Origin of the sequence: Streptosporangium sp. NBC_01639, from assembly GCF_045209755.1 — a bacterium.
Classification (GTDB): domain Bacteria; phylum Actinomycetota; class Actinomycetes; order Streptosporangiales; family Streptosporangiaceae; genus Streptosporangium.
In genome coordinates this window covers 1,775,745-1,793,999 of record NZ_CP109272.1, presented here as the reverse complement: position 1 = coordinate 1,793,999, position 18,255 = coordinate 1,775,745, and the positions used below count along the sequence as shown (strand labels likewise).

At 71.5% G+C, this 18,255-nt stretch carries 18 protein-coding genes and 1 riboswitch; of the genes, 15 read left to right on the top strand and 3 right to left on the bottom strand.

From position 1 onward, the window contains the following. The first annotated feature begins 31 nt into the window (after positions 1-31). The 4 genes from OHA77_RS07955 (at position 32) to OHA77_RS07940 (ending at position 4,736) form a co-directional block, all read left to right on the top strand. A complete protein-coding gene (locus OHA77_RS07955) occupies positions 32-1,294 on the top strand; it encodes an NYN domain-containing protein (RefSeq protein WP_406317134.1) in 1,263 nt (420 codons plus the stop codon). Between the two features lie 46 nt (positions 1,295-1,340). Beyond that, entirely contained in the window at positions 1,341-1,955 is a 615-nt protein-coding gene (locus OHA77_RS07950; RefSeq protein WP_406317133.1) for a hypothetical protein, read from the top strand. 120 nt (positions 1,956-2,075) lie between these two features. Continuing rightward, entirely contained in the window at positions 2,076-3,032 is a 957-nt protein-coding gene (locus tag OHA77_RS07945) for an NlpC/P60 family protein (protein WP_406317132.1), read from the top strand. 903 nt (positions 3,033-3,935) lie between these two features. Then, positions 3,936-4,093, top strand: a riboswitch (cyclic di-AMP (ydaO/yuaA leader). Between the two features lie 259 nt (positions 4,094-4,352). Next, on the top strand, positions 4,353-4,736 hold the full coding sequence (locus tag OHA77_RS07940) for a C40 family peptidase (protein WP_326821286.1): 384 nt from the start codon (positions 4,353-4,355) through the stop codon (positions 4,734-4,736). Positions 4,737-4,994: 258 nt separating this feature from the next. On the opposite strand, the gene OHA77_RS07935 is transcribed toward OHA77_RS07940, so the two are convergent. Next, on the bottom strand, positions 4,995-5,849 hold the full coding sequence (locus OHA77_RS07935; protein WP_406317130.1) for an NAD(P)H-binding protein: 855 nt from the start codon (positions 5,847-5,849) through the stop codon (positions 4,995-4,997). 99 nt (positions 5,850-5,948) lie between these two features. Between OHA77_RS07935 and OHA77_RS07930 the strand changes: the two genes are divergently transcribed. The 4 genes from OHA77_RS07930 (at position 5,949) to OHA77_RS07915 (ending at position 9,712) form a co-directional block, all read left to right on the top strand. Then, the gene (locus tag OHA77_RS07930; protein WP_406317128.1) at positions 5,949-6,404 is read left to right on the top strand and encodes a MarR family winged helix-turn-helix transcriptional regulator; all 456 of its coding nucleotides are present in this window, start codon (positions 5,949-5,951) and stop codon (positions 6,402-6,404) included. Positions 6,405-6,537: 133 nt separating this feature from the next. After that, positions 6,538-7,323, top strand: a complete 786-nt coding sequence (locus OHA77_RS07925) for a hypothetical protein (RefSeq protein WP_406317126.1) — start codon at positions 6,538-6,540, stop codon at positions 7,321-7,323. Then, positions 7,320-8,597 (top strand): M48 family metallopeptidase, encoded by a 1,278-nt coding sequence (locus OHA77_RS07920; RefSeq protein WP_406317124.1) that lies wholly within the window; start codon positions 7,320-7,322, stop codon positions 8,595-8,597. Before OHA77_RS07925 ends, OHA77_RS07920 begins: the two co-directional genes overlap by 4 nt. Then, positions 8,594-9,712, top strand: coding sequence for a glycosyltransferase family 4 protein (locus tag OHA77_RS07915; RefSeq protein WP_406317123.1), 1,119 nt, complete (start codon positions 8,594-8,596; stop codon positions 9,710-9,712). The genes OHA77_RS07920 and OHA77_RS07915 overlap by 4 nt, the downstream gene beginning before the upstream one ends. A gap of 96 nt (positions 9,713-9,808) precedes the next feature. Here OHA77_RS07915 and OHA77_RS07910 read toward each other — a convergent pair whose 3' ends face one another. Further along, positions 9,809-11,602 carry an AMP-dependent synthetase/ligase gene (locus tag OHA77_RS07910; protein WP_406317121.1) on the bottom strand — a complete coding sequence of 598 codons (1,794 nt, stop codon included), beginning with the start codon at positions 11,600-11,602 and terminating at the stop codon, positions 9,809-9,811. A 209-nt stretch (positions 11,603-11,811) separates the two neighbouring features. Between OHA77_RS07910 and OHA77_RS07905 the strand changes: the two genes are divergently transcribed. The 7 genes from OHA77_RS07905 to OHA77_RS07875 all read left to right on the top strand — a co-directional run bounded on the left by OHA77_RS07905 (position 11,812) and on the right by OHA77_RS07875 (position 17,718). Continuing rightward, positions 11,812-12,579, top strand: a complete 768-nt coding sequence (locus OHA77_RS07905) for a metallophosphoesterase (RefSeq protein WP_406317120.1) — start codon at positions 11,812-11,814, stop codon at positions 12,577-12,579. Positions 12,580-12,622: 43 nt separating this feature from the next. Beyond that, on the top strand, positions 12,623-13,060 hold the full coding sequence (locus OHA77_RS07900; RefSeq protein WP_406317119.1) for an SRPBCC family protein: 438 nt from the start codon (positions 12,623-12,625) through the stop codon (positions 13,058-13,060). Between the two features lie 36 nt (positions 13,061-13,096). Further along, on the top strand, positions 13,097-14,266 hold the full coding sequence (locus tag OHA77_RS07895; protein WP_406317118.1) for an ArsA family ATPase: 1,170 nt from the start codon (positions 13,097-13,099) through the stop codon (positions 14,264-14,266). Next, positions 14,259-14,693, top strand: a complete 435-nt coding sequence (locus OHA77_RS07890; protein WP_326821295.1) for a hypothetical protein — start codon at positions 14,259-14,261, stop codon at positions 14,691-14,693. The genes OHA77_RS07895 and OHA77_RS07890 overlap by 8 nt, the downstream gene beginning before the upstream one ends. A 65-nt stretch (positions 14,694-14,758) precedes the next feature. Then, positions 14,759-15,703, top strand: coding sequence for an ROK family glucokinase (locus OHA77_RS07885; RefSeq protein WP_406317117.1), 945 nt, complete (start codon positions 14,759-14,761; stop codon positions 15,701-15,703). Positions 15,704-15,832: 129 nt separating this feature from the next. Next, the gene (locus tag OHA77_RS07880) at positions 15,833-16,519 is read left to right on the top strand and encodes an endonuclease/exonuclease/phosphatase family protein (protein WP_406317115.1); all 687 of its coding nucleotides are present in this window, start codon (positions 15,833-15,835) and stop codon (positions 16,517-16,519) included. Positions 16,520-16,566: 47 nt separating this feature from the next. Further along, positions 16,567-17,718, top strand: coding sequence for a hypothetical protein (locus tag OHA77_RS07875; RefSeq protein WP_406317113.1), 1,152 nt, complete (start codon positions 16,567-16,569; stop codon positions 17,716-17,718). 37 nt (positions 17,719-17,755) lie between these two features. On the opposite strand, the gene OHA77_RS07870 is transcribed toward OHA77_RS07875, so the two are convergent. Next, positions 17,756-18,235, bottom strand: coding sequence for a hypothetical protein (locus tag OHA77_RS07870; protein ID WP_406317111.1), 480 nt, complete (start codon positions 18,233-18,235; stop codon positions 17,756-17,758). Between the last annotated feature and the right edge of the window lie 20 nt (positions 18,236-18,255).

Here is an 18,255-nt window from a genome sequence, read left to right as displayed (position 1 = left end):
TCCGTTGCCCGAGCAGGTTCGCTTACATGTCGTGGAGCTGGCATCCCAGGTTCTCGGGTCGATGCCCGCCACCACGGTGCCCCTGCCGCTCAGAGGGATCGCGAAATTCGATCCTCGTAAACGGGCCAAACTGGGTAGTGCTCCGATCGCCGCCCAGCTGGAGAGTGACAAGGAGTTCCGGGAGCTCGTCGCCGAGACCCTGAGCACGGGCTGGCCCGAGCTGGTGACGAGCCTCGCCGAGGGCATCGTGCCGCCGGCCGCCGAGCCCGTCCTGGTCGCCGCCGCCGCCTACCTGACCCGGCCGCCGAGCTGGGCGGAGATGGTGGAGGCGGCCCGCGCGGACCTGGAGCGGTCGGCCGCCGCGGCCGAGGGCACGGCGCAGGAGCAGACCCTCAACCGGCTGCGCGAGCAGCTGGCCGGGCAGAAGACCTCGGCCAAGGAGGAGTCCGACCGATTGCGCGAGCAGCTCAAGGTGGCGCGCTCGGAGATCTCCGACCTGCGCCGTAAGCTGCACGACGCCCGCGAGCGGGCCAAGGCGGCCGACGCGCGGGCCGCCGAGGTGGAAGAGGCCGCCCAGGAGATCAGGGCCGCCGCCGCGTCGGCGGGCAGCGCGGGGGAGAGCGAGCTGCGCCGCCTGCGCGACCGGCTGGCCGACGCCGAGCGGCAGCTGGAGGCCACTCGCAGGGCCGCACGCGAGGGCCGCAGCGTGGAGGACACCAAGGTCCGCATGCTGCTCGACGCGCTCCAGGACGCCGCCGCGGGGTTGCGCAGAGAGCTCGCCCTGCCCTCCAGCATCAGCAGGCCCGCCGACTCGGTGGCCTCGGTCGCTCCCGGCAGGCAGGGGGTCCAGGCGGTGCCGGCCAGGGCCCTCGCCGACGACGACCCGGTGCTCCTCGACCAGTTGCTCGCGCTGCCGCAGATCCATCTGATCGTGGACGGCTACAACGTGACCAAGACCGGCTACGGCTCACTCACCCTCGCCGACCAGCGCAACCGCCTGCTCACCGGCCTGGGCGCGCTCTACGCGCAGACCCGCACCGAGCTGACCTGCGTCTTCGACGGCGCCGAGCTGAACGCCCCGGTCCCGGTGTCGGCTCCCCGGGGGGTCCGGGTGATGTTCAGCGCTCCCAACCAGATCGCCGACGACCTGATCCGCCAGCTGGTCCGCGCCGAGCCCGCCGGCCGTGCCGTCGCGGTCGTCTCCTCCGATCGCGAGGTGGCCGACTCGGTGCGCCGGATGGGGGCGCGACCGGTCCCTTCGGTCTTGCTTCTGCGGCGTCTCGGGCGGGGATAGACCTTCCGGGCTTATGGTGCATCGGATCACATTGGAGGTTGATTCGATGCAGAAGATCGTCGCGCTGTCCTGTGCCGCCCTCGTCGCCGCCACGGCCGCCGCCGCTCCCGGGATCCCCCGGGGCTTCCTGCTGTCCGAGAGGGCCGCGGCCACGAAGGACGCGGACCCCCAGACGAACTGGAAGGTCAGCGACTCGCTGAAGACCCGGTTCGCGCTGGACCCGTGCGGCAGGAACGCCCCCGGCAGGACCGGCCGGGTGGCCGCGCGGACGGTGACCTTCACCGGGGTGCCGGACTTCATGAAAGTCGAACAGGTGCTCCTGTACGGCTCGCAGGCGAGCGCCGCGCGGGCCGTGTCCCAGGTCCGTGCCGCCCTGTCCGCGTGCGGCTCCAGGAAGGACGGCGGCTCCGCCTACCGTTACGCCTCCACGGCCGTGACCGGGCTCGGTGACGAGGCTCTGAAGGTCTCCGGGCAGATCTACTACGGCGCGAAGGCCGGCGTGGGCGGGGACCGGACCGTGCTCGTCCGCAGGGGCAACGCCGTGCTGGTCTACCTGCGGGCGGGGGAGTACGCCAAGCCGGTCGGGCGGGACTGGGCCGACCAGCTGCGGGACGCCACCAGGATGACCGCGAAGATCTGCGGGATCGCCACCTGCTCCTAAAGGGTAAAACGGCCAAAAAGGTGAGCTGATCCTTACTTGTTCTGTACTATTCCGCCCAGGTCTTTGCACTGGGGAGGCGGCAGCGTGGCCGTGGCGGGTATGCCGGTTGGGTTCGGGCGGATGCCGATTGCCGCAGGGTTGGCTCTCGCGTTCCTGCTGTTACCGGTCGGCGGTGCGCTCGCGGAGCCGAAACCGACCGCGGCCGCGGCCAAGAAGAGGCTGGAGAAGCTCAACGACCAGGCCGACAAGATCGTTGAGAAGTACAACCAGGCCGGCGAGAACCTGAAGAAGGCCCGGAAGAAGTACGCGACGCTGGACGCCGACCTCACTCGCCGGAACGCCAAGGTCGCCGGGCTGCGCAAGGAGCTCATCACCATGGCTGTGAGCTCCTACCAGCTCGGCGGCGTGAGCGGCTGGGAGGGCCTGGTCAACCTGCCCGACCCCGTCACGCTGCTCAGCGGCATGGCCGCGGCCGATCAGATGTCGGCCTCCCGGGCCCTGGCGCTGAACGCCTTCGACGCGGAGAACAAGGCGCTGAGCGACAACCGCGACAAGGCCAAGGTGGCCCTGTCGGAGGCCGACGAGAAGCGCGACGACCTGGCCGACGCGAAGGCCAAGGCCGACAAGATGGTGAAGGAGCAGACCCGCCTGCTGAACAAGCTCAACGCCTTCCAGCCGGGAAACCCCAACAGCACCGGGCTCCAGTACAACGGCCCGGCCTCGGGCAACGCCAGGGCCGCGCTGAGCTTCGCCTTCGCGCAGATCGGCAAGCCGTACCGGTACGGTGGCACGGGACCGAGCGGCTGGGACTGCTCGGGCCTCATTCAGGCCTCCTGGCGCAGCGGCGGTGTCAGCCTCCCCCGCACGACCTGGGAGCAGTGGAGCTGGGGTGCGAGCCGTAAGGTGTCGATGAGCGAACTCCAGGCGGGGGACCTCATCTTCAGCGAGGGTCTGGGCCACGTGGGCATGTACGCGGGCAACGGTAAGGTCGTCCACGCCCCCCAGACCGGAGACGTGGTCAAGGTCGTCCCGCTGTCCTCCTACGGCCGCCGCGTGGTCGGAGCCGTCCGCCCGTAGGTCACACCGGCACGATGCCGGTCCCGGCGCCGCCGAGCGCCGCTGTGGCGGCGTCGGCGACGGAGCCGATGGGCGGCCGGTGCCCGCCCATCGTGACCGCTTCCGTCCAGCTGGCGACTCCGTCCAGCTGGCGACTCCGTCCAGCCGGCGGCTCGGGTCAGGCGCCGGCGATCGCGGGCTGACGCCGCCCTGGAGCGCGGGCTGACCCCGCGCCGGTCGACGTCGAAGTCCCGCCACCCCGGTTCGGGGCGCATGGCCTGTCCGGTCGCGGAGAGACCCGGCGCCGGGAGAGACGGCTTCCCGGGGACGACGCGACGGCCCCGGCCTCGCGGGACCCGCGCTGCCGGCCGGCTCCGCCGTGCGGCGGCACCGATCCGCTCCGTCGGACGCCGCGGTCGTCTCCCGGCGCACCGCGGCGGTCCGAACGCGGGGGCGTACCGATGACGGCGGGCTCCGGGCGATCCCCGGCCGTTCGCCGCCTCACATGATCAACAGCCGCTCAACCGACTTCGCCGAAGCTCCGGGGTATCCCAAGGCGCCCCTTGGCGGGGCGATGCCGGTCGTTCTACGAGCCGGGAAACAAAGATCAAAAACCGGAAAACAAAGATCACACCCAATGTGATGAAAGTTACAGAAGTAATGTGCTTTTAGATCTTGATGCAGTGAATGTGACGAGAGTCATAGCCCAATGGGGGAGCCGCATATCACGCGGTGATCAAGAGGCCGGGAAGGGGCTTACCGATCTCCATATTCATGGCATTGCTTTGCCGAAATTTTTGGTTCGCGGTAACTTCTGGCGGCGCGGTGACATGCCATGTCACCGCATTGTGTGACTGCTCTCCGGAGTAGGCATCGCGCTAGAAATCCAATTGGCCGCTGCTCCCCTAAGGGGTTGATCCCCATGGCGGCGGCCTGCCGAATCCGTGCAGCCAGGAGGCACGGAACCGGGGACCCAAAGGCCTTCGCGTAAGGCCAGGGGTGAATCGGCATATGTCATGCCGTAGGGCGACTTCCCTGCCCGAATCCGTCAGCTAACCCGGTAGGCATCAGTGGAAGTCCCAAGGAGAAATCCTGTCTACCACCCTGCGTAACCCCCGTCTGTCGCGCCTTGCCCGCCTTTCCCTGGGCGGTGCCGTACTCACACTGGCCGCTTCGTCGGGAGCGGTCGTACTGGGATCCACAACGGCACAGGCGACGGCCGACACCGGGCCCACTCTCCAGGTCAGAAGCACCGGCTCTCAGGCTGAGAGCACGGTCAAGGCCTCCGCCGGCACCGCGGCGCGCAGCAGCGCCAAGAAGGCGAAGGCCAAGAAGACCACGTTGAGCAGGGCCGCACTGCAGAAGGTGAAGGCCGGTAAGGCGGTCTCGGCGGCCAGGAAGCAGATCGGCGATCCGTACCGGTGGGGAGCCTCCGGTCCCGGCGCGTTCGACTGCTCCGGGCTCGTCCAGTACGCGTGGCGCAAGGCTGGGGTGACCCTCCCCAGGATCACGACCAGCCAGTACCGCGCCGTCCGGAAGAAGGTCTCGTGGCGCAGCCTGCGCCCCGGCGACCTGATGTTCTTCTACGGCAAGGGCCACGTGGGCATGTACGTCGGCAAGGGCAAGATGGTGCACTCGCCGAGCAGCGGCAAGACGGTCCGGACCGTGAGCCTGAAGGGGTACTACAGGTCCTCCTTCGCCGGCGCGGTCCGTCCCGGCGGCTAGACCGAGGAAATCGGCCCAGTCCGCCCTCCGTGGAGACACCGTTGGCGAAGTAGATCAACGGAAACGGCCTCGTGATCACTGGCGTGATCGCGAGGCCGTTCCGTGTGTGGAGCCGTATGCCGATCCGGCTGCACCGCTGAGCTTGTTCTTCTGTCCTCCGGATTTTTGTAGCGCTGTGAGGGTGCGGCCGCGTGCGACGGTCTTGCCGACGTCGCAGCGAGGCGTGGGTCGACGGTCGCCGAGATGCGGACGTGCGGTTCAGCCGGTCCGGAAGGCGTCGGCGTTGCGTGCGCACCAGGCGGCGAAGGTGCGGGGCTTGCGCTGGAGCAGGCGCTCCACGGTGTCGGTGCGGAATCCGGCGGTGTCGGCGCGCATGAGGTGGAACCCCTCGGTGATGGCCTCGGCCAGCGCCGGAGGTGCCCCTTGGGGGAATCGGGAGGCGACGGCCTCCTCTGCGGTGGTCACTGCCCGGACCGCGATGTCCCGGCCGACCGCCGCGGCGAGGATCTCGACCTGTTCGGTGACGGTGAACAGCTCCTCGCCGGTGAGGACATACTCCTGGCCTTGGTGGCCGTCGCCGGTCAGCGCCAGGGCGGCGACGGCGGCGATGTCGGCGGGGTCGATCGGCGCGTACCGGCCGGGGCCGGCCGGATCGAGGACATAGTCCGCCTCGCGGATGGTGGGCAGCCAGTCGAAGGCGTTGGTCATGAAGCCGCCGGGCCGCAGGAAGGTGGCCGGGATGTCGGAGGCCCGGATGGCCTGCTCGCGTTCGTGGTGCCAGCGACCCATGGCGGGCATGGGGTCGCCGAGCACGTTGAACGAGGACAGGTGCACGATGTGGCGCACCCCTGCGGTCTGGGCGGCGGCCACGGCGTGCCTGGTGTGGTCGAGGCCGATGCCGGGGGTGAGCAGGAACAGCCGGTCGACTCCGGCGAAGGCGGGCGGCAGCGTCGCCGGGTCGCTCAGGTCCGCCACGACGCGTTCGGCCCGCTCGGGCAGCGTGGCGGCGCGGGCCGGGTCGCGGACCAGGATGCGGAACGTCACGCCGAGCTCGTCCAGTTGGTGGACGAGCTCGCGGCCGATGTTCCCGGTGGCGCCGGTGACGAGTATCATGAAGATCCCTAAATCGTGTACCGGTTAACGAACGAGAAGAACGTTAACCGGTACACGATCTACCGTCAACCGCACCCTGGCGTCACCGGAGGTCTCGACGTGCCCGAGTTCCTGGACCTGCACAGCAAGATGTCCAAGGCGCTGCGGGCGGCGGCCGAGACGGCCGTACGGCGGCACGGGCTGCACCTGGGGCAAGATCACCTGCTCGCGGTGCTGTGGCGGCAAGACGGCCGCACTCCGGGCGAGGTCGCCGCCATGCTGAACGTCACCACCCCCAACGTGGTCAAGGCGGCAACCCGGATGGCCGCGGCCGGCCTGCTCACCCGGCGCCGCGACGACCGGGACAACCGGCTGGTCCGACTGTGGCTCACCGACGCCGCACGCGCCCTGCAAGCCCCCATCGAAAAGGAACGGCGGCTGCTCGAAGAGCAGGTCACCGCCGACCTCACCGATGCCGAACGCGAACATCTCCTCAGCGCACTGACGAAGATCCACCGCTCGGCGGCGGCCTTGCTGAACGCCCCCGCTGATCAACGCAACCCGGCCGTCACCTGACGCCACGATCTCCAGGGCCTTTTCCCCGAGCCCGGTCTGCTCTGAGCATCGCCTTGATCGTTTACTTTGCCGGCGGCGTCTCCTCCGTGGACGGGCGGGGCCGCTCCATGTCCGTCGAGTAGCATCGATCCCTGTGTCCGTCCCGAGAGGGCGCCGCGCCGTGCTCACCGGGATGCTGGCGCTGATCGGCGCCGGCCTGCTCACCGGGGCGGAGCCGCCGTCGCGGGAGACGCACGGCCCGTGGCCGGGCGCCGCCACCGTGGTCCGCGGTGAGCACTCCGTCGTGATCGGCCACCATGTCCCGCCCGCCCGCCTCCGTGACCTGGCCTCCTGTGCCGACCGCGCGCACCGTGCCGTCGGGCGGATCTGGGGACCGGTCCGGGCCGTGATCCTCTTCCCCGCCACCGACGCGGAGGCGGCGGAACTCGCGGGCGCCGGAAGCACCCGCGGGCTGGCCGCGATGGCCACCTCCGACCGGGTGATCGTCCTGCCGTCGGGCTACGCGAGGCTCACCGGGACGGGCCGGGACGTGGTGGTGGCCCACGAGCTCACGCATGTGGCCACCGGCGCGACCAGGGGCGGCCGGGTGCCGATGTGGCTGTCGGAGGGCTTCGCCGACTACGTGGGATACCGCGACTCCGGGATCGGGGTCCGCGAGGCCGCCGCCGAGCTGGCCCAGGAGGTGCGCGCGGGGCTGCTGCCCGCCCGGCTCCCGGTGGCCGCGGACTTCGCCCCCGGTGCCCCCAGGCTCGCACAGGCCTACGAGGAGGCGTGGCTCGCCTGCCGCTACATCGCGGAGCGCTTCGGCGAGAAGGCACTGGTGAGGCTCTACGGTAGCGATGTCGGCAGCGCGCTCGGCCTGTCGCAGGCGGAGCTCACCGCCGCCTGGCGTGACCACCTCCGGGAGGAACTGGCATGACGCAGACCATGACGGAGACGCGCCCGCGCAGCCGGGCGGCGGGGTGGGCGCTGGCCGCCCTCGGCGTGGTCACGCTGGCGGTCGTGGCGTTCACCACCCCCTGGCGGGCGCTGCCCGCCTCCGCCCCGTCCGTCGTCCCGGACCCGGCCCGCGATTTCACCCCCGGCCAGATCGCCCGCGCCGGCGCCTTCGACGCCGCGGTCAGCGCGCCCGCCTACCTCTCGCTCGGCCTGACCCTGGTGGCGGCCGGGGTCCTGGTGGGCACCCCGCTGGGCGCGCGGCTCGCCGGCCGGCTGAGGGGCCCGTGGTGGCTGAGGGTGCTGCTGGGCGTCCTCGTGCTCTCGGTGGCGGTGGCGGTCCTGCGCTGGCCCCTGGGCATGTGGTCGGAGACCCAGCTGCGCGCGTACGGCCTGTCCACCCAGGACTGGCTGTCGTGGAGCACCGACCGGATCAAGAACCTCGGCATCGGGACCGCACTGACCGCGATCATGGTGCTCGCGCTGGTCGCGCTGGCCCGCCGTTACCGGCGCTGGTGGATCCCCGCCGCCGTCGGCGCGTTCACGCTGACCGTGGTCGCCTCCTTCGCCTATCCGGTGCTGATCGAACCGGTCTTCAACGACTTCACGCCGATGGCCGCCGGACAGCTCCGCGACGACCTGCTCACCATGGCCGCCCGCGACGGGGTGCCCGTCGAGGACGTCCTGGTGGCCGACGCCTCGCGGCGGACCACCGCGCTCAACGCCTACGTGTCCGGGTTCGGCGCGACCCGCAGGATCGTGGTCTACGACACGCTGCTCCGGGCGCCCGCGGACGAGGTCGAGCTGGTGGTCGCGCACGAGCTGGGCCACGCCAAGGCCGGTGACGTGCTGTACGGCACACTCGTCGGCGGCCTGGGCGCGGCCTGCGGGGCCTGCCTGCTCTACCTGCTGACGTCGTGGGAGCCCCTGCGGCGGCGCACCGGGGTCGCCTCGGTCGCCGATCCGAAGGCGGTGGGGCTGCTCGTGGGGCTGCTCAGCCTGGCCACGTTCCTGTCCGGCCCGGCGCAGAACGTGGTGAGCAGGCAGATCGAGGCCCGCGCCGACGCGCACGCGCTGGACCTGACCAGGGATCCGGCCGTGTTCGTCTCCATGCAGAGAAGGCTGTCCGTGACCAACATCTCGGATCTGACGCCGGACGTCTTCGAGTACGTCCTCTACGGCTCGCATCCCACGGCGCCCGAGCGCATCGCGATGGCACGCTCATGGGCACTGCTGAACGGCATGCGGGAGCCGTGAGCCGGGCGCTGATCGTCACCAACGACTTCCCGCCCCGGGCCGGCGGCATCCAGTCGTTCGTGCACGGTCTCGCCGCCGGCCGCCCGCCGGACTCGGTGGTCGTCTACGCTCCTCGGTGGCCCGGCTGCGACGGCTTCGACGCCGGCCGGCCGTATCCCGTCGTACGGCATGCCACCTCGCTGATGCTGCCCACCCGCGCGGTCGCCCGCCGGGCCGTGGAGCTGGTCGCCGAGTTCGGGTGCGACACGGTGGTGTTCGGGGCGGCGGCCCCGCTCGGCCTGCTCGCGCCCGCCGTGCGTGCCGCCGGGGTGCGGCGCGTCGTCATGATCACCCACGGCCACGAGGCGTCCTGGACGCAGGTCCCGCTCACCCGCCCCCTGCTGGCCAGGATCGGCGGCCACGCCGACGTGGTCACCTATCTGGGGGAGTACACCCGGCAGAGACTGGCCCGCGTCATCCCCGAGGAGAAGCTGGTACGGCTCGCGCCGGGCGTCGACACCGCCGTGTTCCATCCGGACGCCGGCCGGGAGAAGGTGCGCGCGGCGCTGGGGCTGGGGGACCGGCCGGTCGTGGTCTGCCTGTCCCGGCTGGTCCCCCGCAAGGGCCAGGACGTCCTGTTGCGGGCCTGGCCGCGCGTGCTGCGCGCGGTGCCGGACGCCGTACTGCTGATCGTCGGCGGTGGGCCGTACCGCAGGACCCTGGAGCGGCTGGCCCGGCCGGTGGCGGGCTCGGTCAGGATCATCGGGCCGGTGCCGTCGGCGGCGCTGCCCGCCCACCTCGCCGCCGGCGACGTGTTCGCCATGCCCTGCCGTACCAGGTTCGGCGGCATCGACGTGGAAGGACTCGGCATCGTCTACCTGGAGGCCTCCGCCAGCGGGCTGCCGGTGGTGGCGGGTTCGTCGGGCGGGGCCCCCGACGCGGTGCTGCGGGGGGAGACCGGCCTGGTCGTGGACGGGACCTCCCCGGCCGAGGTGGCCGGGGCCCTCGTCGACCTGCTGCGGGACCCGGAACGGGCCCGGACGTTGGGGGAGCGCGGGCGCGAGTGGGTCACCCGGGAGTGGGGCTGGGAGCTCGTCGCCGCCCGGTTCGCCCGACTGCTCGACCCCGTGCTCTGAAGGGCCCGTTCCAGGCCGGTCCCGTGCTCTGAGCCGCCTGTCCCCGGCCGGTCCCGCGCTCTGAGGGGTCCGTTCCCGGCCGGGGATGAGCGGCCGTCAGCCGTACAGGGAGTCGATCTGCTGGGCGAAGTCGCGCATCACGAGGTTGCGCTTGACCTTGAGGGTCGGGGTGAGGTGCCCGCTCTCCTCGGTGATGTCGATGTCGAGCACCGTGAATTTCTTGATCTGCTCGGCCTTGGAGACCGACGCGTTGGCCCTGTCCACCGCCTTCTGCACCTCGGCGAGGATCACGGGGTCGGTGCTGAGGCCGGCGAGGGTGGCCCCGGCCTTGCCGTTGGCGCCCTTCCACTGCTCCAGGGCCTCGGGATCGAGTGTGACGATCGCCGCGACGAACGGCCGGTCGTCGCCGACCACCATCGCCTGGCTGATCAGCGGATGGGCCCGGATGAGGTCCTCCAGCGGCCCCGGGGCGACGTTCTTGCCCGCGGCGGTGACGATGAGCTCCTTCTTGCGGCCGGTGATGCGCAGGTAGCCGTCCCCGTCGAGCTCGCCGATGTCGCCGGTGTGGAACCAGCCGCCGGGGTCGACCGTCTCGGCGGTGGCCTTGTCGTCGTTCCAGTAGCCGGCGAAGACGTGCCGGCCCTTGACCAGCACCTCGCCGTCCTCGCCGACGCCGATCGTGACACCGGGGAACGGCTTGCCGACGGTGCCGATCTTGTTGGCGCCAGGGATGTTCACCGCGGACGGCGCCGAGGTCTCGGTCAGGCCCCAGCCCTCCAGGATCTCGATGCCCGCGCCGCGGAAGAAGTGCCCGAGCCGCTCGCCCAGGGCGGAGCCCCCGCAGACGGCGGCACGGAGCCTGCCGCCGGTGGCGGCACGGAGCTTGCCGTACACCAGCCGGTCGAACAGGACGTGCTTGAGCCGCAGGCCCAGCCCGGCGCCACCCGACGTCTCCGCCCGGCTCCACGCCACGGAGACGTCGGCCGCGGCGTGGAAGATCTTGCCCTTGCCGCCGGAGACGGCCTTCTGCTCGGCGGCGTTGTAGACCTTCTCGAACACCCGCGGCACCCCCAGCAGGAGCGTCGGCCTGAAGGTCTGCAGGTCGGGGCCGACGTTCTTCATGTTCGGGCTGTGCCCGAGGACCGTGCCGGTCTCGACCGCCACGACCTGGATGATCCGGGCGAAGACGTGCGCGAGCGGCAGGAACAGCAGCACCGCCCCGTCGCCGGCGCCGAGCAGCTGCTCCAGCGGGCCGTACGCCACGTTCCTTGCGGTGAACAGCAGGTTGTCGTGAGTCAGGGCGCAGCCCTTGGGCCTGCCGGTGGTGCCCGAGGTGTAGACGATGGTGGCCAGGTCCGCGCCGCCGCGGCCGGTCCTGCGCTCGTTCAGCGTCTCGTCGGACACCTCGGCGCCTCGCTCGGCCAGCTCCGCGAGGGCGCCGCCCTCGATGCTCCAGACGTCCTTGAGCTCCGGCAGCTCGTCCAGCACCGCACGGACGGTCTCCTCGTGCGAGGGCAGCTCCACGAAGGCGGCCTTCGCGCCGCTGTCGGAGGCGATCCACTTGACCTGGTCGGACGAGGAGGTCTCGTAGATCGGCACGGTGACCGCGCCGGCCGTCCAGACGGCGTAGTCGATCACGGCCCACTCGTAGCGGGTGCGTGCCATCAGGGCCACCCGGTCACCGGGGCCGACGCCCGCCGCGATCAGTCCCCTGGCGACGCCGGCGACCTGGTCGCGGAACTCCCCGGCGGTGACGGCGGCCCAGTCGTCGCCGTCCTTACGGCGTAGGCGGACGGTGCCCGGCTCCCGCTCGGCACGCTGGAACACCGTGTCGGTCAGATTGGCTGAGGAGGGGACATCCACCAGTACGGGGACGCTGTACTCGCGCACGGGTCGCTCCTGAAGACGCACGGATCAATGGGACGCCTGAAGCTATCGCGATGGGTTACGCGTGGGTAGATCCGTGCTCCAGGCGGTGCCGAGGGCGATTTCACGGTATCAGCCGTGCGATGTGACGCCCCCGGGTCGCCCTTCACCAGCAGCGTTGCCTCTAAGTTGTTACTTTTGTCCGTATTTTGCCAACGGTTAGGATGTCCGGCATGCGGGTTCATGTCGTCAGCGATGTGCACGGAAGGACCGACGCCCTGGCACGTGCGGGAGACGGCGCCGACGCGCTCGTCTGCCTGGGCGACCTGATCCTGTTCGTCGACTACGACGACCACTCCCAGGGCATCTTCCCCGACCTGTTCGGGCGGGAGAGGGCCACGCAGCTCGTCACGCTCCGGACGGCCAAGCGGTTCGACGAGGCGCGGGCCCTGTCGGCCGAGCTCTGGGCGTCGCTGGACGGCGACCCCCGCGACCACATCGAGCGATCGGTCCGCCGGCAGTACGACGAGATCTTCGCCGCCATGCCGACCCCGGCCTATCTCACCCACGGCAACGTCGACCTGCCGCACTACTGGCCCGACTACCTCAGGGAGGGCCACCACATGCTCGACGGGCAGACCGTGGAGATCGGCGGGCTCCGGTTCGGCTTCGTCGGAGGCGGGCTGCGCACGCCGTACCGGACGCCTAACGAGATCGACGACGAGGAGTTCGCCCGCAAGGTGGAGGCGGTGGGGGAGGTGGACGTGCTCTGCTGCCACATTCCCCCCGCCGTCCCCGAACTGCTCTACGACGTGGTCGCCCGGCGCTTCGAGCGGGGCAGCGAGGCCACCCTGGAGGCGATCCGGCGGACCCAGCCGCGTTACGCCCTGTTCGGCCACGTGCACCAGCCCCTGGCCGCCCGCACCCGGATCGGCAGCACCGAATGCCTCAACGTCGGACACTTCCGCAGCCGGGGAGTCCCCTTCGTCCTTGAGTGGTGAGCCGTGGGCCCACGGGGAAAGGATCAACGAGTACGGTGATCCCATGGCTGATCGCACCACTTCGAGCATCATGATCGGCGCAGGCCGGTCCCCCATCATGACGGTGATCGCCGACTTCGCCGCATACCCGGAATGGGCGGGTCAGGTGAAGTCGGCGCGGGTCCTGTCCACCGGCGAGGACGGGCTCCCGGCCACCGTCCGGTTCGTCCTGGACGCGGGTGTGATCAGCGACGAGTACACCCTCGCCTACACCTGGCACGGCGAGGACTCCGTCGACTGGCGGGTCGCGGAGGCCGGGAAGATGGTCTCCGGGCTCACCGGGAGTTACCGCCTCGCAAGCGGGGGCGGCGGCACGGAGGTGACGTACGAACTCGCCGTCGACCTCAAAGTGCCGATGATCGGCATGATCAGGCGGAAGGCGGAGAAGGTCATCATCGACACCGCGCTGAAGGGACTGAAGAAGCGCGTCGAGGCAGTGTGAGCGGGCCCGGGGCCGGGCCGCGGAAGGAGAGGACCCGTGAGCAGGATCCTGCTGTTCACCGGCAAGGGCGGCGTCGGCAAGACGACCGCGGCGGCGGCCACCGCCACGCTCGCGGCCCGGTCGGGGCGCAAGACGCTGGTGGTCTCCACCGACACCGCCCACTCGCTCGCCGACACGCTCGGGGTGACCGCCGGCAGCGAGCCCACCGAGGTCTCGCCCGGCCTCTACCTGCACCAGGTGGACACTCAGAAGGCGCTGGAGCGCCAGTGGGGTGACCTGCGCGACTACGCCAGAGACTTCCTCACCGAGCTGGGCCTCGACGAGGTCACCGCCGAGGAGATCACCGTGCTGCCGGGCGCCGAGGAGGTCATCGCCCTGCTGGAGCTGCGCGAGCAGGCGCGCAGCGGCCGCTGGGACGTCGTCGTCATCGACTGCGCGCCCACCGCCGAGACGCTCCGGCTGCTCGCGCTGCCCGAGGCCCTCGACTGGCACGTCAACCGCCTGCTGCCGGTCGGCAGGCGCCTGCTGCGCACGTTCTCCCCGCTGGTCCGCCGGGTGGCGCAGGTCAGCGTGCCCGAGGACCATGTGATCGGCGCGGGGGAGCGGCTCCACCGGGGACTGCTGGAGGTCCGCGAGCTGCTCACCGGCCCCGGCGCCAGCGTCCGGCTGGTGCTCACCCCCGAGGCGGTCGTGCTGGCCGAGGCCCGCCGTACGCTCACCTCCCTCAGCCTGTACGGCTACCGCGTCGACGCGGTGATCGCCAACCGGGTCTTCCCTGCCGCCGGCGCCGACCCGTGGCGGCAGCGGTGGGTCGCGGCCCAGGCCGGGCATCTGGCCGACGTCGAGCGGTCCTTCGCCCCGCTGCCCGTCCACCGGGTGCCCTATTTGGACGCCGAGCCCATCGGGACCGACGCCCTCGCCGGGGTCGCCGAGGCCATGTACGGCGAGACCGACCCCTTCGCCCCGCCGACCGGGGACCCGCCGCTGCGGATCACCCCCGAGGGCGAGCTGATCCTGGCACTGCCGCTCGCCGGCAAGGACGAGGTCGACCTGGCCCGCAAGGGCGACGAGCTGATCGTCAACGCGGGCCCCTACCGCCGGGTGCTGGCCCTGCCCGCGGCCCTGGCCCGCAGGCCCGTGCAGAGCGCGGTGCTCCGGGACGGCCTTCTCCGGGTACGGTTCCAATCGGGAGGGCCTGATGACTGAGAAGACCGAGAAGCCGGAAAACGACAGAGACCCGCTGGGCAGCGCGGCCGAGGAGGCGCTCAAGCTTTTCGACGCGCTTCAGCAGAGAGCGGCGCGGGAACTGCGCAAGAACCTGGTCCGAGGCACGATGTCCGGGTTCGGCAGCGCGTTCTCCGGCGGATCGGAGCGCGGTGGCGGCCGGGACGTGTGGGGGGAGGCGGTCTCCGAGCACGACGAATACATCTGCCGGGCCTGTCCCGTCTGCCGGGCGATGGCCGCCCAGCGCGAGTCCGGCGGAGCGGTCACCGACAACCTGATGCAGGCGGGCAGCGAGCTGTTCGCCGTCTTCAAGTCGGCCGTCGACGGGCTCAACAGGCCCTCGCCCGCGCAGCGGGCACGGGAGCGCGGCAGGGACGAGACCCCCGTGGAGCACATCGACCTGGGGTGATCCCAGGGAGGACTGGGGTCATCCCAGAGAGAGAACTGGGTTATCCCAGGAAGAAAGGGTGGACAATGGCGCTGACCATCGGCGTTGACATCGGCGGCACCAAGGTCGCGGCGGGCGTCGTGGACGACGACGGCCGGATCGTCGAACAGCTTCTCCGGCCCACCCCGGCCACCGATCCCGAACAGGTCGCCGAGACGATCGCCGAGGCGGTCCGGGAGCTGTCGAAGGGCAGGGAGATCGAGGCCGTGGGCCTCGGCGCGGCCGGCTTCGTCGACGAGACCCGCTCCATGGTGCGGTTCGCGCCCAACCTCGCCTGGCGGGAGGAGCCGCTGCGGAAGAAGGTCTCCGACCTCGTCGGCCTGCCCGTGGTGGTGGAGAACGACGCCAACGCGATGGCCTGGGGCGAGGCCAGGTTCGGCGCCGGGCGTGGTGAGAGCCATCTGGTCTGCGTGACCGTCGGCACCGGCATCGGCGGCGGGATCGTGTTCGACGGCTCCCTCTACCGGGGCCGCTGGGGTATGGGCGCCGAACTCGGCCACATGCAGGTGGTCCCCGAGGGGCGGCTGTGCGGCTGCACGAACCTGGGCTGCTGGGAGCAGTACGCCAGTGGCAACGCCCTGGTCGCCGAGGCCAGGACGATCGCCGAGGCCGATCCGGCACGGGCCGCCACCCTGCTGGAGATCGCGGGCGGCACCCCCGACCAGATCGAGGGCCAGGAGGTCACCGAGGCGGCGAGGCGGGGCGACCCGGCCGCGCTGGCGGCCTTCTCCTCCCTGGCCGAGTGGCTCGCCCAGGGACTGAACGACCTCGCCGCGATCCTCGACCCCAGCTGTTTCGTCCTCGGCGGCGGGGTCTCGCGGGCCTCGGACCTCTGGATCGACCAGGTCCGTGCGGCCTTCGCCCGCAACCTGACCGGCCACGGGCACCGGCCCCTGGCCGACATCCGCCTCGCCGAGCTGGGCGCGTCGGCGGGACTGGTCGGCGCGGCCGACCTCGCCAGGAGGCGCTGAGGCGGCTGCGGGCCCTGGCCCGCCAGGGCCCGCAGAGCTACGCTCGCGGCATGTCTCATCGCATTTCATGGCGTTTCGCCAAGTGAGGTAGCCGTGGTGCTCAGGGTCGCCAGCTACAACGTGCGTTCCATGAAAGACGACGTCGCCGCGCTGGGGCGGGTGATCACCGTGCTCCGCGCCGACGTGCTCTGCGTCCAGGAGGCACCCCGGTTCCTGAGGTGGCGCCACCGCCGCGGACTGCTGGCCGCCTCCGGCGGACTGACCGTGGCGGCGGGTCGCCGGCGGGGCGGGGTCGCCGTGCTGGTCGGCCGGGATGTGCGCCTGCTGCACGGCGAAGGGCACCTGCTGACGTGCTTCCCCGGCCTGGAGCGGCGTGCGATCGCGATCGCGGTGGTGGAGGCGGGGGGACATCGGACGGCCGTCGGATCGATCCACCTGGACCTCGACGGGGCCGCGAGACTCCACCACGCCGGAGAGGCGCTGGCCCTGCTGCGGGCGGTCGCCGACCGGTTCGGCGCACTTCCGGTGCTCGCCGGGGACATCAACGAGCACTCCCACGAGCCGACCTGGTGCCACCTCGCCGGGCACCTGACCGACTGCTATCCGGCCTCGCCACGCGGTGACGGCCTCACCTTCCCCGCACGGGGCGCGCGAGGGCGCATCGATGCGATCTTCGCGGCGGAGAGGTTCCCGGTCATCTCCTGCGGCGGGGCCGAGGCGGACCCCGCCGACCTGCGAGCCGCCACCGATCACCTGCCGGTGGTCGTCGAGCTGGGCCCGCCGCGGCCCGTGGGCGGCGAGCTCCGGGGAGGATGACCGGGGAGTTGTACGCGGTGCCGGGCGTGGCCCGTACCATTTGAGGCATGACCAGTCGCCTTCCGCGGCGTGCACTGGCGCTGTGCGCGGGAAGCGTGCTCCTGTTCTCCACGCCTGTGCTCGCCGCCTACGCCGAGCCTGTCCGCCCGCCCGCCGCCGAGGCGTGGCAGGCGCCGACCAGCGCCCGGCTGACCCGCGACGGGTCGCTGTCCGACGTGGTCGGGGTCTCCGCCACCGATGTCTGGGCGGTGGGGCAGCAGAGCGTCTGGGACATCTGGCAGAGCCGTGGTGCGATCACGCACTGGGACGGCGCGCGCTGGACCGAGATCGGCATCCGCAACGACCCCACCGGCGCCGGTCTGCTGCGGTCGGTGGCCGCCGCGTCCTCCACCGAGATGTGGGCGGCCGGGGAAGGGCATGACAGCCTTCCCTACCTGGCGAGGGGAGACGGGACGGCCTTCGACAGGGTCACCGTCGACAAGCTGCGGGTGGGCGACTGGCTGGGCGGGGTCGCCGCCGTCCCGGACCGGGTGGTCGCGGTCGGCCGGCGCGACAAGCAGCCGCTCGTCGTCACCGGCGCCGGGGACGGCAAGTGGAAGATCACGCAGCTCAAGCAGGAGGGCACGCTGTACGGCGTGGCGCTCTCGGGGAAGAGCGGCGGATGGGCGGTGGGCGACGCCGAGGACAGACCGCTGATCGCGAGGCTCTCCGACGGCCGCTGGAAGACCTTCCAGGCCCCCGACATCCCCGGTGGCTACCTGCGCGACATCCATCTTGACGGGCCGAAGCGGGCACTGGCCGTCGGCGGCGTCTACGACGACTCCGGCAGTGGGATCACGCCGCTGGTCCTGTCCTGGAACGGCAAGAAGTGGCACCGGGTGAGCCCGCCCCGGGGCGACGTGCGCCTGTACGGCGTGACCGGCGACGGCAAGGGTCGTTTCTGGATCTCCGGAGTGGACCTGAACCGGCCCGGCGAGGCGTTCCTGCTCCACTACGACGGTCACACGTTCACGGCGCGCCGCGGCGCGGCCGGTGCCGCGGCGCAGACCGTCCGGCTCCAGTCGGCGGCCTACCTGCCGGGCAGCGGCACCGTGCTGACCGTGGGGCACGTGGTGGACGCGGCCGGCCGCTACACCGACGTGATCGAGCGACTCGACACGGCGGAGCGGCACGGCGCGTCGGAGCACGACAAGTCGTAGCCGCCGGGCGGCGGTGCGGGCATCCCGGCCGTGGCCGTCAGAGGACCGCGCCGTCGTCCCAGCCGGAGTCGTTGGGCGGACCGTCGCCCATCCGCACCACCAGTGCCACGAAACCGCCGATGAACGCCGCGACCGCGGTGAACAGCATCCAGCCCTGCAGGTTCCAGTTCAGGGCGGCGCTGAGCAACAGGTATGCCGGACCGCCGAAGAGACCCAGCCATGCGACCTTGGTCGTGGCGTCCGTCCTGGGCAGCGGAGGCGGCGGCGGGGGGACGTAGTGGCCCTCGTCGTCGGGATCCTCCTGCTCGGCGTCGTCACCGCCACCCTCGGCGGCGGAGTCGGCCTTCACCGAGGGGCGCTCGTCCTCCTCCGACTGTTTGACCACGCGTCGGAGAGGCTCGGAGGGCAGGTTCTCGCTGTCCGGCCACGGCTGGTCGGCAGCGTCGCGTTCAGCGGTGTCATTGAAGGACGCGACGATCTGACGCCAGACCTCGTCCTCATCGCTTTGAGGTGTCACTTAGGTGAGCTCGTTACTCA